Below are 12,594 nucleotides of genomic sequence, written 5' to 3'. Positions count from 1 at the left end.
ACTCTTACCTTCACCCGCGCCGGCACGCGCCGCTCGCGCAGTGAAGTGCCCCTGCTTTCACGGGAGTTCCGCCATGCCCTGCTCCACCCTTGCCACCGCCCCGCTGCCCGTCCTCGGCCGGGACGTCACCGTGCCGCTCGTCACCGGCGGCGAGGTGCCCTACGCCGCGCTCGACTACGCGGCCAGCGCCCCGGCGCTCCAGCGGGTCTGGGACGACGTGGCCGCGTACGCCCCCTACTACGGCAGCGTCCACCGCGGTGCCGGACACCTCTCCCAGCTCTCGACCGACCTGTTCGAGAAGGCCCGCAGGACCGTCGCCGGCTTCCTCGACTGCCGCGCCGACGACCAGGTGGTGTTCACCCGGTCCACCACCGACTCCCTCAACCTCCTCGCCGGCGCGCTCCCCGAGGGCTGCCAGGTCTTCGTCTTCGAGACCGAGCACCATGCCGCGCTCCTGCCGTGGAAGGGGGCCCGCGTCACCTGGCTCGACGCCCCGCGCAGCCCGCTGCAGGCCGTCCGCGCCCTGGAGCGGGCCCTGGCCGACCGCGACCCGGGCACCCCGGCCCTCGTCTGCGTCACCGGGGCGTCCAACGTCACCGGTGAGCTCTGGCCGGTACGGGAACTGGCCGCCGCCGCCCATGCGCACGGCGCCCGGATCGTCCTGGACGCCGCCCAGCTGGCCCCGCACCACCCGGTGTCGGTGCGGGACCTCGACGTCGACTGGGTCGCCTTCTCCGGCCACAAGCTGTACGCCCCCTTCGGCTCCGGCGTCCTGGCGGGCCGCGCCGACTGGCTGCGCGCGGCCGAGCCGTACCTCGCGGGCGGCGGCGCCAGCCGCACGGTCACCCGGCGCAGGGACGGGGGAGTGGACGTGGAGTGGCACGAGGGCGCGGCCCGGCACGAGGCGGGCTCGCCGAACGTCATCGGCGCCTACGCCATCGCCTCCGCCTGCGCGGCCCTCACCGAGGCCGGTTTCGACACGCTCGTCGCGCGCGAGCGGCACCTCGTCGACGTGGTGCGCGCGGGGCTCGCCGGGATTCCCGAGGTGCGGGTGCTGTCCCTCTTCGGCGACGACGCGCCCCGCGTGGGCGTGCTCTCCTTCGTCGTCGAGGGCTTCAGCAGCTCTCACTTCGCCGCCGCCCTCTCCGCCGAGTACGGCATCGGCGTCCGCGACGGCCTGTTCTGCGCCCACCCGCTCGTGCGCACCCTGCTGGGCGGCGAACCGGGGACCCGGGGCGAGTGCGGCGCCCCCGCGGGGGCGCTCCACGCCGTCCGCGTCAGCTTCGGCGCGGGCACGCCGGACGAGCATGTCGAGCGGTTCGTGAACGCCGTACGGGAGCTGGTCCGGGACGGGGCCAGGTGGCGCTACCGCACGGTGGACGGCCGCTGCGTCCCGGAGGTGTGAGCGGAACGCCCGGGCCCTACGAGTCCAGCCCGATCGCGAAGGCCGCCTCCAGGTCGTGCTGCGAGTACGTACGGAACGCCACGTGCGTGTCCGTTCCCTCCACGCCGGGGATCTTGCTGATCCGGCCGGGGATGACCTCCGCGAGGTCCTCGTGCTCCCTCACCCGGACCATGGCGATCAGGTCGTAGGTACCGGTGACGGAGAAGACCTCGCTGACCGACTCCAGCGAGGCGATCTGTTCCGCGATCTCCGGAATCCGGTCCACGCTGGTCTTGATGAGCACGATCGCGGTGATCACGGCTGGTTCTCTCCCTCGGAGGCCGGAGCTGGGCTGGCCCTCACTTTAGTCCCACGCCCGAACCGCACCCACGCGAAGAGGAACCCCAGCCCGAAGCCCACCACGTGGGCCAGATACGCGACCCCCGGCCCCTGGGAGGCGCGGCCCGCCGCCACCCACTGCAGCGCCGCCCAGAAGGGCAGCACGACCCAGGCGGGGAAGCGCATCGGGAGGAAGAACAGGAAGGGCAGGAGACTGGTGACACGGGCGCTCGGGAACAGGTACAGGAACGCGCCGAGCACCGCCGAGATCGCCCCGGAGGCGCCGACCAGCGACTGCTGGGAGGTCACGTGGGCCGCCGCGTAGCCGAGCAGTGCCAGATAGCCGCAGCCGACGTAGAACAGGGTGAACTGCACGCGGCCCATCCGCTCCTCGGTCATCGCGCCGAAGACGTACAGGAAGAGCATGTTGCCGAGCAGGTGCACCCAGCTGCCGTGCACGAACAGGGCCGTGGCGGGGGTGAGCGCCTGTCCGGCGGGGCCGTCGAACAGGTCCACGGGGACGACGCCCCAGTGCCGGAAGTACGCCCGCTGGGCCGCGTACAGGGTGTCGCCGGAGCCGTACGCCGCGTTGAGACCCGACGCCGGACCGATCACGAAGATCAGGCAACACAGGGCGATCAGGATGTGCGTCATAGGTGCCGACGAGCCTCGAAGGGTTCTGAAGGTCCTGCCGCGCCCCGCAGTCCAGTTGCTGATCATGAATACAGAGCATGACGTAACGGGACGCAAGTGCGCAGACCGCCTCGCCGCCGTGGGCGGACGGGCGGCGGGGTCCCGCCAGGCCGTAGGGTTACGAGCCACAGGCGCCGGGCAGACGGCGCGTCACGGACACTGGAAGCACGAGAAGAGAGCGAGCGGCCACGATGCCGGTTCCCCTGCCGACCGCCACGACGCGGTGGCGTTGCACCCTCTGCGGCAATCTCACCCGCTTCGACGTGACGCGGGAGTCGAAGGTCGTCGAGTACGTGCACCTCGATCTCGCCGGTGAGCCGAGGGTCGAGGAGCGCGAGGTGCTCAGTGAGAGCATCGAGTCGGTGCGCTGCCGCTGGTGCAACGCGCTGGACCAGGTGGAACTCGTGGACAGGCCGGGCGCCGACTCCTGAGGTCAGGAGGCGGCCCCGCACAGGTATTGGGGTGTGACGGATGGAGACCACAGGCGGAGGGCCGGGCGACGGCACCGCCGAGGTGCTTGACCGTCCGCTGCCCGACGGCGTGCGACGCCGCGTCGTGCAGATCGTGTCGGACGGCTTCGGCGGGCTGACGATCGGCGAACTGCCCGCCCAGCTGCGGCAGTATGCCCGTTTCACCCCGACCCGCCGGGCCAAGTTCGCGGGCAACGCCATGGCCGCCGCCCTGGAGACCGACACCCTGTTCCGCCAGCGCATCGGCGAGAAGCTGAGAGAGGCCCAGCCGGAACTCGCCGGCGCCCTCGACTCCGGCTCGCCGCCCCCGGCCGCGGACCCGCTCGACGTGGCGGCCGCGGCCTATGTACTGCGCCCCGCGGGCTGGGTGAAGCTGGTCGCCTCGGCCGGCGAGGAGGTCCAGCGGGCGGACGCCGAGCGCGCCGACGAGGAGAGCCGGGCCGAACTGGAGCGGTTGCGCGAGGAGCTGGAGAGGGCGCGCGAGCAGACCCGCGCCGAGACCGAACGGCTGCGCGGCGAGCTGGAGTCGGTGAAGCGGGACGCGGAATCGCTTCACCGCAAGCTCCGTGCGGCCCTCAGTGACGTCAAACGCGGCGAGGCGGCGTTGCGCAAGGCGCAGGGCGAGATCGAGGCCGCGCGTGCCGAGGGGCAGGCGCAGGTGTCCGCCGCGGAGAGCGAGACCCGGCGGCTCAAGGCCCGCCTGGGCGAGGCAGAGGCGGCCCTGGAGGCCACCCGAAGAGCGGCCCGCGAGGGGCGAAGCGTCGAGGACATGCGGGTACGGCTGCTGCTGGACACCGTGCTGGACGCGGCCCAGGGGCTGCGCAGGGAACTGGCGTTGCCGCCCGTCTCGGTGCGCCCGGCCGAGACCGTCGACGCCGTCGAACCGGGACGGATGACCCCGAAGGACATCGCCGCGCGGGCCCTGTCCGACAGCGACCCGGCGATCCTGGATCAGCTTCTCGCCCTGCCGCAGGCCCACTTGGTGGTCGACGGCTACAACGTGACCAAGACCGGCTATCCGCAGATGCCGCTGGAGAAGCAGCGCCTCAGGCTGCTCGGCCAGCTCTCGCAGCTCGCGGCGCAGACCGGCGCCGAGGTGACGTGCGTCTTCGACGGCGCCGAACTCGCCGCGCCCGTCCTGCTGGCCCCGCCGCGCGGGGTGCGGGTGCTGTTCTCCAAGCCGGGCGTCACGGCCGACGAGCTGATCCGCCAACTGGTGCGCGCCGAACCGCCGGGCCGTCCGGTCATCGTCGCCTCGACCGACCGCGAGGTGGCCGACGGGGTTGCCAAGGCGGGGGCCCGGCCCGTCGCCTCTGCGGTGCTTCTGAAGCGACTGTCGTGAAGGTCGACGTACGGGCCTGATGCCCGAATTGGTGGTTCCCGTGCGCAACGGAGCGTCAAGCGGGCCTCACGGCATGTGAGTTGTGTGCAAAGAATGCATCGTGTGACGCGATTTTTCACCTGAGGATTTGAACTGATCACAGCAAGGTCACTAAGGTCTGGCCTCGAACCTCCGCACGGGTGATCACTCAAAAGAATGGAGCCCGTCTCCGTGGCGTCCCACCGTCGACCGAAGCAGCCGAGTCGCGCGCGCGTGACCGTCCTGACCACCGCAGCCGCCGCTGCCGTCGTGCTGAGCGCGCAGGGCGCCAACGCGGCTCCCAGCGAGAAGCCGAGCAAGGACGAGGTCAAGGCCAAGGTCGACAAGCTCTACGAGCAGGCCGAGCAGGCCACCGAGCACTACAACGGCGCCAAGGAGAAGCAGGAGAAGCTCCAGAAGGAGATCTCCACCATCCAGGACGACGTCGCCCGCGGCCAGGAGGAGCTCAACAAGCTGCGCGACGGCATGGGTTCGATGGCCACGGCCCAGTACCGCTCCGGCGGCATCGACCCGTCCGTCCAGCTCTTCCTCTCCTCCAACCCGGACGACTACCTCGACAAGGCGTCCACGCTCGACCAGCTGAGCAGCCAGCAGGTCGAGGCCCTGAAGAAGATCCAGGACAAGCAGCGCGAACTCGCCCAGGAGCGCGCCGAGGCGGCCGACAAGCTCAAGGACCTCGCCTCCACCCGGACCGAACTGGGCAAGAAGAAGAAGGAAGTCCAGAGCAAGCTCGCCGAGGCGCAGAAGCTGCTCAACTCCATGACCGCCAAGGAGAAGGCGGCGATGGCCGCCCAGCAGGAGCGCGCCAGCCGCGCCTCCGCCGCGCGCGTGTCGCTGGGCCTGCACCTCGGCGGCGGCCGCGCCTCCGCGGCCTTCTCGGCCGCCCAGAGCCAGATAGGCAAGCCCTACGTCTACGGCGCCACCGGCCCCTCCTCCTTCGACTGCTCGGGCCTGACCTCCTGGGCGTACGCCCAGGCCGGCGTCTCCATCCCGCGCACCTCGGAGCAGCAGGCCAACATCGGCACGCGCATCACGTCGGTGAACGACCTCCAGGTCGGCGACCTGGTCTTCTTCTTCAACGACATCCACCACGTCGCCCTCTACGCGGGCAACGGCCAGGTGCTGCACGCCCCGCGCACCGGCACGGTCGTCCGGTACGAGTCCATGAGCACCATCGGCGGCCCGTTCATGTTCGGCGTCCGCGTCTGAGACACCGGCCGCACCCGCCCGAACGGGCGAATTACGGCACCCCCCGCTGACCCCACGCCCCGCCGCTGACCTGCGTTCAGCGGCGGGGCGTCACGGTGTGTGGCCGCGGACGGCTTTGGCCGGTGCGTGTCCGCGCGGCTACTGTCTGGCGAGTTTTCGAGCGGTCACCCGTCTCGGAAGCAGTCAGATGTCCGCCAGTGCAAGGAGTCCCGTGGGGTCCCATCGCCGTTCCGTACCGTCCGGGTTCGACCGGGGCGCCGGCGCCGCACTGTGCGCGCTGACCACCGCGACCGCCGTTCTCGGCGCCGTACCGGCGGGCGCCGCGCCGCACGGCGACACCCGCACCGAGGTGGACCGCCTCTACGAGGAGGCGGAGCAGGCGACCGAGGCCTACAACCAGGCCCACGAGCGCGCCGGAACCCTGCGCAGGCAGGTCGACGACGCCCAGGACCACATCGCGCGGCTGCAGCAGCGCGTCAACACCATGCGGGAGGGGCTCGGTTCCCTGGCCGGAGCCGAGTACCGCTCCGGCGGCATCGCCCCCGTCGTCGCCCTGCTGCTGTCCTCCGATCCGGACGACTACCTCGACAAGGCCACCACGCTCGGCCGGATCGACGCCCGCCAGGCCGCCCGGCTCACCGAACTCCAGCGGACCCTGCGCGCACTCGCACAGGAGCGCGCCGAGACCGTCCGCAAGCTCGCCGACCTGGAGCGGACCCGCAAGGACGTCGCCTCCCACAAGCGCACCGTGGAGAAGAAGCTCGGCCGGGCCCGGACGCTGCTCGACTCCCTGCCGTACGCCGAGCGCCTCGCCTATGGGCGGGCCTCCCGCGACGGTCGCATCGACCTGTCCGGCCTCATCGGCTTCGGCGCACCGAACGCCCGCGCGGCCGCGGCCGTCGCCGCCGCCCGTTCCGCCCTCGGCCGTCCCTACGTCTGGGGCGCGAGCGGTCCCTCCGGCTTCGACTGCTCGGGCCTGATGCAGTGGTCGTACGCCCGCGCCGGGATCCAGCTGCCGCGCACCTCGCAGGAGCAGCGCTACGCCGGCCGGCAGATCCCGCTCGCCGAGGTCCGGCCCGGTGACCTGGTCGTCTACCGCTCCGACGCCGGTCACGTGGGGATGTACGTCGGCAACGGCCAGGTGATCCACGCGCCCCATCCCGGTGCGCCGGTGCGCTACGACCCGGTCGGGATGATGCCGATCGCCTCGGTCACCAGGGTCTGACGTCGCGGTCTTGGGCCGTACGATCGGGAAATGGCCGGTCGTAGGCGGGCGTGGCGCTCGGGAGTCCTGGGGTTGTGTCTGCTGGTCGGTTCCCTGGCGGGGTGCGGCGGGCAGGCCGGGAACGCCTCCGCGAAGGCCGCGGTGCAGCACGTGCTCGACCGGCGGGCGGCGGCGCTGCTCGGCCATGACGAGCGGGCGTACGCCGCCACCGGGACGCGCGCCGGGTACACGAACCTGCGGGCGGTGCCGCTGGCGTCCTGGACGTACCGGCTGACCGGCCTGCACCCCGGCGGCTCCACCACCACGGCCGACGCCGAGGTCCGCTACCGCGTCCGGGGCTTCGACCGGGTCCCCGTCACCGCCGAGCGCACGCTCACCCTCCGGCGCACGGCCGACGGGCACTGGTACGTCGGCGCCGACCGGCCCGCGAAGGACTCCGGACAGCAGCTGTGGGACGAGGGCCCGGTGGCGGCGGTCCGGGGCGAGCACAGCCTGGTGCTGGGCGTCGGGCAGTCCGGCGACCGGCTGCACGCGTACGCGCGGCTCGCCGACCACGCGGTCCCGGCCGTGACCCAGACCTGGGGCACCGCCTGGACCCGGCACGTCCTCGTGCTCGTCCCCCGGTCCCTGGACGGCATGGCGGGACTGCTCGGCTCGCCCGCCTCCTCCTACCGCGGGATCGCCGCGGTCACCACGGGGGAGACGGGCGCGGCGAAGCGCGGGGCCACCCGGCCTAAGACGGCCGGGGCGGGAACGGTCCGAACCCCCGCCGACCGCGTCATCGTCAACCCGGACGCGTACGCGCTGCTCGGCGACGTCGGCAAGCAGGTCGTGCTCACCCACGAGACGACCCATGTCGCCACCCGCGCCGTCACGACCCCGGCGACCCCGCTGTGGCTCTCCGAGGGCTACGCCGACTGGATCGGCTACCTGGGCACGGGCCGCACCTCGACGCAGGTGGCGCCGGAACTGTGGCGCGCCGTGCAGGACGGGCACGCCCCGGCGGCGCTGCCCACCGACAAGGACTTCGCCTTCAGCGGCGACGCCACGAAGCTCGCCATGGCCTACGAGGGTGGCTGGCTCGCCTGCCGGATGATCGCCGACCACTGGGGCGAGGTGCGGCTCGGCGAGTTCTACCGCGCGGTCGGCACGCGCGGGAAACGGGCGGGCGCGGTCGAGGACGCGCTGAGAAAGGTGCTCGGGACGACGCCGGAGGGATTCACCGGGCGGTGGCGGGACTATCTGCGGTCCCAGCTCGGCTGACCCGGGCCGAGAGCCCCCTCACGAGGAGACCGGGGTCTCCTTCGTACGGGTCGCCTGGCCGGGGACGGGGGCCACGGCCGGCGCGGTCGTCGTGGAGCGCCACAGCCGCCGGGCCGCGACGAGCGTGGTGGCGACCAGCAGGCCGTTGCGCAGCAGGAGCAGGCCGATGCCGTACCGGTCGCCGGCCACCACGTGGGCGAAGCCGAGCGGGAACTCCAGGACCGTCGCGAAGGCCGCCCCGAGGAGCAGCACGACCGGCAGCCCCATCCGGCTCGCGCAGAAGCACAGGCAGACGGCGCCCAGGCCGAGCAGCCACACCAGGTACTGGGGGCTGATCACCCGGCTCGTGGTCGTGAACATCAGCACCGCGGTGAAGGCCGCGTCCGCGAGCGTGTGCGGCAGGAAGCGGGTCGCCTTCAGCCGCCACAGCAGCAGCCAGCCGAAGGCGGCGCCCGTGAGCGTCAGAGCGGCCGTGCTGACCGCGCCGACGTACGGGCCGAGGAACTCCACCGAGCCGTAGTTGAGCAGCACCTGCCCCTGCCAGCCGAAGTGGCGCGCCACTTGGAAGACCAGGGCGCCCAGCGACTCCACCTCGGTGCCCCGGTCGCGCTGGAAGGCGAGGAAGGCGAAGGCGCCGGGCATGGCCACCGCGGACACCACCGCCACCGCGGACGCGGTCACCGCCGCCGCGACCCACGGCCGCCGTCGCGCGACACCCACGAGCAGCAGCACCGGCCACACCTTGAGCATCGCCCCGAAGCCCGCCAGCGCCCCCAGCACCCGGGGATGCCGCCCCCCGGCGAGCAGCGCGGCCACCGCCACCGCGGTCACCATCATGTCGTAGCGGGCGTAGGCCGTCGGGCCGAGCAGCGGCAGGCCCGCCACCCACACCCAGGCGCCGCGCGGCGACCTGCCGGCGCGCAGACCCGCGTACAGCAGCAGCGCCAGCACGGCCAGGTCGGCCAGGCAGGCCAGCACGAAGAAGGCGTGCGTGTAGTCGAGGAAGGGCAGGGCGCCGGGGGAGAGGATCGCGAGCGCGGCGGCGGGCGGGTACTGCCAGGTCACGTCGTCCAGCGGGAAGGTGCCGTGGCGCAGCACGTCGTACCAGCCCCGGTAGATCACCGACACGTCGGACGTGACGTCCGAGCCCGGGAAGACGAGCACCCGGAAGACGAAGAGCAGCAGCACCAGCCGGGTGGCACCCCAGACACCGAGCAGCCGCACCAGCGCCCGACGTCCGCCCGTCCCGTTCACCTGAGCCCCTGTCCGTCACTTCGCTTCGTTCGTCCGCCGGGTAGGGTCGGCGGCGATGCACAAGACCCTGATCGTGACCAATGACTTCCCGCCCCGGCCGGGCGGCATCCAGGCCTTCCTGCACAACATGGCGCTGCGACTCGACCCCGGCCGGCTCGTCGTCTACGCCTCCACCTGGAGGCGGGGCCGGGAGGGCGCGCAGGCCACGGCCGCGTTCGACGCCGAGCAGCCCTTCACGGTCGTACGCGATCGTACGACGATGCTGCTGCCGACGCCCGGGGCGACCCGGCGCGCGGCCGGGCTGCTGCGGGAGCACGGGTGCACCTCGGTGTGGTTCGGGGCGGCGGCGCCGCTCGGGCTGATGGCGCCGGCGCTGAGGAACGCGGGCGCCGAGCGGCTGGTGGCCACCGCCCACGGCCACGAAGCGGGGTGGGCCCAACTGCCCGCCGCGCGCGGGCTGCTGCGCCGCATCGGCGAGAGCACGGACACGATCACCTACCTCGGCGAGTACACGCGTTCGCGGATCGCCGGCGCGCTGAGCCCGGCCGCGGCCGCGCGGATGGCGCATCTGCCGCCCGGGGTGGACGAGAAGACCTTCCATCCCGGCTCCGGCGGGGACGAGGTGCGGGCGCGGCTCGGGCTGACCGAGCGGCCGGTCGTCGTGTGCGTCTCGCGGCTGGTGCCGCGCAAGGGCCAGGACACGCTGATCCGGGCGATGCCCCGCATCCTCGCGAAGGAACCCGACGCGGTGCTGCTGATCGTCGGCGGCGGACCGTACGAGAAGGAGCTGCACCGGCTCGCCCGCGAGACCGGGGTCGCCGGTTCCGTCCGCTTCACCGGGGCCGTGCCCTGGTCTCAGTTGCCCGCGCACTACGGCGCCGGGGACGTCTTCGCCATGCCCTGCCGCACCCGGCGGGGCGGCCTCGACGTCGAGGGGCTCGGCATCGTCTACCTGGAGGCCTCGGCCACCGGGCTGCCGGTCGTCGCCGGGGACTCGGGCGGCGCGCCCGACGCGGTGCTCGACGGGGAGACCGGGTGGGTCGTCCGCGGCGGTTCCCCGGAGGAGGCCGCCGACCGGATCGCGACGCTGCTCGGCGACGCCGGCCTGCGCCGCAGGATGGGGGAGCGGGGCCGCGCCTGGGTCGAGGAGAAGTGGCGCTGGGACCTGCTGGCCGAGCGGCTGAAGACGCTGCTCTGAACCGGGCCCTCGACGCGCCGTGGCGCGGTGCCCCTCGCCGGGGTCACCGCGCCACAGCACGTCGTACGTACGGCTACTTCTGGTAGAGCGCCTCGATCTCGTCCGCGAAGTCCTTCGCGACCACGGCCCGCTTGAGCTTCAGCGACGGCGTCAGGTGGCCCGAGTCCTCCGTGAACTGGCCGGGCAGGATACGGAACTTGCGCACCGACTCCGCCTTCGACACCGCGGCGTTGCCGTCGTCGACCGCCGACTGGATCGCGGCCACGAAGTCCGGGTCGTCGCGCAGCGACGCCGCCGTGGAGCCCTCGGGCTTGCCGTGGTCGGCGGCCCAGCGGCCCACGAACTCCTCGTCGATGGTGACCAGCGCGCCCACGAACGGCCGCCCGTCGCCCACCACCATGCACTCCGCGACCAGCGCGTGCGCGCGGATGCGGTCCTCGATCACGGCCGGGGCGACGTTCTTGCCGCCCGCGGTGACGATGATCTCCTTCTTACGGCCGGTGATCTTGAGGTAGCCGTCCTCGTCGAGGGTGCCGATGTCACCGGTGTGGAACCAGCCGTCGGCCAGCGCCTCGGCCGTCGCGCCCTCGTTGTTCCAGTACCCCTTGAACAGGTGCTCGCCGTGCAGCAGCACCTCGCCGTCGTCCGCGATACGGATCACGGAGCCCGGCAGCGGCTGACCGACCGTGCCGATCTTCTGCCGGTCCCACGGGTTGAACGCCGTCGCCGCGCAGGACTCGGTCAGGCCGTAGCCCTCCAGGACCGCGAAGCCGATGCCGCGGAAGAAGTGGCCGAGGCGCTCGCCGAGGGGGGCGCCGCCGGAGATGGCGTACTCGCCCCGGCCGCCGAGCACCGCGCGCAGCTTGCTGTAGACCAGCTTGTCGAACGCCTTGTGCTTGAGGCGCAGGCGCAGCGACGGGCCCGACGGGTCGTCCAGCGCCTTGCTGTAGGCGATCGCGGTGTCCGCGGCCTTGTCGAAGATCTTGCCCTTGCCGTCCGCCTGCGCCTTGGCGCGCGCCGAGTTGTAGACCTTCTCGAAGACGCGCGGGACGCCGAGGACCATCGTCGGGCGGAACGAGGCCAGTTCGTCGGTGAGCTGCTTGATGTCCGGGACCAGGCCGAGCTTGATCGGCGCCATCATCGGCGCGATCTGCACGAGCCGCCCGAAGACGTGCGCGAGCGGCAGGAACAGCAGGACGGAGCACTCGCCCGTGCGGAACAGCGGGCGCAGCCGCTCGACGATGTTGCCGCACTCGGCGAAGAAGCTGCGGTGGGTCAGCACACAGCCCTTGGGGCGGCCGGTCGTGCCGGACGTGTAGACGATGGTCGCCGGGTCGTCGGCCTTGGCGCGCGAGCTGCGCTCGTCCACCGTCTCGTCGGTGATGTCCTTGCCGAGCCGGCCCAGCTCCTCGACGCCCCCGGCCTCTATCTGCCAGACGTGCCGCAGGGCGGGCAGCCGGTCGCGGACCGCGTCGACGGCGGCGGCGTGGTTGTCCAGCTCCACGATGCAGGCGGTCGCGCCCGAGTCGGAGAGGATCCACTGCACCTGCTCCGGCGAGCTGGTCTCGTACACCGGCACGGTGACCGCGCCCACGCTCCAGATCGCGAAGTCGAGGAGCGTCCACTCGTAGCGGGTGCGGGACATCAGGCCGACCCGGTCGCCCGGCTGGATGCCGGAGGCGATGAGTCCCTTGGCGGCGGTGTGCACCTCGGTCAGGAAGTCCCTGGCCGTGACGTCCTGCCAGGTGCCGCCGACCTTGCGGGCGATGACGGCGACGTCGGGGTGCTGCGCGGCGTTTCTGCGGACGATGTCGGTCAGATTGCCGTCCGCAGGGACCTCGTACAAAGCCGGAAGGCTGAACTCGCGCAAGACTGCTGCTCCTCATAGGGCGCCGGCGCCACAACGGTGTGTGATGCGACGGTGCGGTCCAAGGCTCGACCAGGTGCTCCGGGGTCACCAGGAGCCAGGGGCCGGGTGGTTGAAATCCAGAGCACGACTGGACTGCCCGGACGTTACCCGCCGGTATGGCTTCTCCGACAGGGGGTCCCGGCGAGTTGTTCGCTGCGTCACACGGACTGGTGTTTCTTCGCGCACAGTAATGCACGTTTTTCCTGACTGGCCAGTAATCAAGGGCCCGGTCGCCACTGTTCACGCATGCCACACACATTTACGCTTGA

At 72.4% G+C, this 12,594-nt stretch carries 11 protein-coding genes; 7 read left to right on the top strand and 4 right to left on the bottom strand.

Annotation, left to right across the window (positions count from 1 at the left end; translation table 11 throughout):
- Positions 1-73 precede the first annotated feature (73 nt).
- Positions 74-1,405 carry an aminotransferase class V-fold PLP-dependent enzyme gene (locus tag ABZ910_RS04315; RefSeq protein ID WP_361358954.1) on the top strand — a complete coding sequence of 444 codons (1,332 nt, stop codon included), beginning with the start codon at positions 74-76 and terminating at the stop codon, positions 1,403-1,405.
- A 16-nt stretch (positions 1,406-1,421) separates the two neighbouring features.
- On the opposite strand, the gene ABZ910_RS04310 is transcribed toward ABZ910_RS04315, so the two are convergent.
- Both ABZ910_RS04310 and ABZ910_RS04305 read right to left on the bottom strand, forming a co-directional pair.
- Positions 1,422-1,703 (bottom strand): Lrp/AsnC ligand binding domain-containing protein, encoded by a 282-nt coding sequence (locus ABZ910_RS04310; protein WP_360223763.1) that lies wholly within the window; start codon positions 1,701-1,703, stop codon positions 1,422-1,424.
- On the bottom strand, positions 1,700-2,443 hold the full coding sequence (locus ABZ910_RS04305) for a rhomboid family intramembrane serine protease (protein ID WP_361358951.1): 744 nt from the start codon (positions 2,441-2,443) through the stop codon (positions 1,700-1,702). The genes ABZ910_RS04310 and ABZ910_RS04305 overlap by 4 nt, the downstream gene beginning before the upstream one ends.
- Before the next feature lie 164 nt (positions 2,444-2,607).
- Here ABZ910_RS04305 and ABZ910_RS04300 point away from each other — a divergent pair, with 164 nt between their 5' ends.
- The 5 genes from ABZ910_RS04300 (at position 2,608) to ABZ910_RS04280 (ending at position 7,964) form a co-directional block, all read left to right on the top strand.
- Positions 2,608-2,847, top strand: a complete 240-nt coding sequence (locus tag ABZ910_RS04300; protein WP_361358948.1) for a hypothetical protein — start codon at positions 2,608-2,610, stop codon at positions 2,845-2,847.
- Positions 2,848-2,887: 40 nt separating this feature from the next.
- Positions 2,888-4,228: an NYN domain-containing protein gene (locus ABZ910_RS04295; RefSeq protein ID WP_361358945.1), complete on the top strand. Its 1,341-nt coding sequence runs from the start codon at positions 2,888-2,890 to the stop codon at positions 4,226-4,228.
- A gap of 210 nt (positions 4,229-4,438) precedes the next feature.
- Complete coding sequence (locus tag ABZ910_RS04290; RefSeq protein ID WP_361358942.1) at positions 4,439-5,476, top strand: NlpC/P60 family protein; 1,038 nt, start codon at positions 4,439-4,441, stop codon at positions 5,474-5,476.
- Between the two features lie 211 nt (positions 5,477-5,687).
- A complete protein-coding gene (locus ABZ910_RS04285; protein WP_361358939.1) occupies positions 5,688-6,701 on the top strand; it encodes an NlpC/P60 family protein in 1,014 nt (337 codons plus the stop codon).
- Between the two features lie 30 nt (positions 6,702-6,731).
- Entirely contained in the window at positions 6,732-7,964 is a 1,233-nt protein-coding gene (locus tag ABZ910_RS04280; protein ID WP_361358936.1) for a hypothetical protein, read from the top strand.
- A gap of 18 nt (positions 7,965-7,982) precedes the next feature.
- On the opposite strand, the gene ABZ910_RS04275 is transcribed toward ABZ910_RS04280, so the two are convergent.
- On the bottom strand, positions 7,983-9,218 hold the full coding sequence (locus tag ABZ910_RS04275) for a glycosyltransferase 87 family protein (protein ID WP_361358933.1): 1,236 nt from the start codon (positions 9,216-9,218) through the stop codon (positions 7,983-7,985).
- 55 nt (positions 9,219-9,273) lie between these two features.
- Here ABZ910_RS04275 and ABZ910_RS04270 point away from each other — a divergent pair, with 55 nt between their 5' ends.
- Positions 9,274-10,416: a glycosyltransferase family 4 protein gene (locus ABZ910_RS04270; protein ID WP_361358930.1), complete on the top strand. Its 1,143-nt coding sequence runs from the start codon at positions 9,274-9,276 to the stop codon at positions 10,414-10,416.
- Positions 10,417-10,489: 73 nt separating this feature from the next.
- On the opposite strand, the gene ABZ910_RS04265 is transcribed toward ABZ910_RS04270, so the two are convergent.
- Positions 10,490-12,286 carry an AMP-dependent synthetase/ligase gene (locus ABZ910_RS04265; protein WP_361358927.1) on the bottom strand — a complete coding sequence of 599 codons (1,797 nt, stop codon included), beginning with the start codon at positions 12,284-12,286 and terminating at the stop codon, positions 10,490-10,492.
- Positions 12,287-12,594: the final 308 nt, after the last annotated feature.

Origin of the sequence: Streptomyces sp. NPDC046805 (assembly GCF_040645355.1) — a bacterium.
Classification (GTDB): Bacteria; Actinomycetota; Actinomycetes; order Streptomycetales; family Streptomycetaceae; genus Streptomyces.
This window is presented reverse-complemented; position numbering and strand designations above follow the sequence as displayed.

Coding starts and splice junctions, on each gene's coding strand:
- ABZ910_RS04315 (WP_361358954.1), top strand. CDS start 74: ATGCCCTGCTCCACCCTTGCCACCGCCCCGCTGCCCGTCCTCGGCCGG.
- ABZ910_RS04305 (WP_361358951.1), bottom strand. CDS start 2,443: ATGATCAGCAACTGGACTGCGGGGCGCGGCAGGACCTTCAGAACCCTT.
- ABZ910_RS04300 (WP_361358948.1), top strand. CDS start 2,608: ATGCCGGTTCCCCTGCCGACCGCCACGACGCGGTGGCGTTGCACCCTC.
- ABZ910_RS04295 (WP_361358945.1), top strand. CDS start 2,888: ATGGAGACCACAGGCGGAGGGCCGGGCGACGGCACCGCCGAGGTGCTT.
- ABZ910_RS04280 (WP_361358936.1), top strand. CDS start 6,732: ATGGCCGGTCGTAGGCGGGCGTGGCGCTCGGGAGTCCTGGGGTTGTGT.
- ABZ910_RS04270 (WP_361358930.1), top strand. CDS start 9,274: ATGCACAAGACCCTGATCGTGACCAATGACTTCCCGCCCCGGCCGGGC.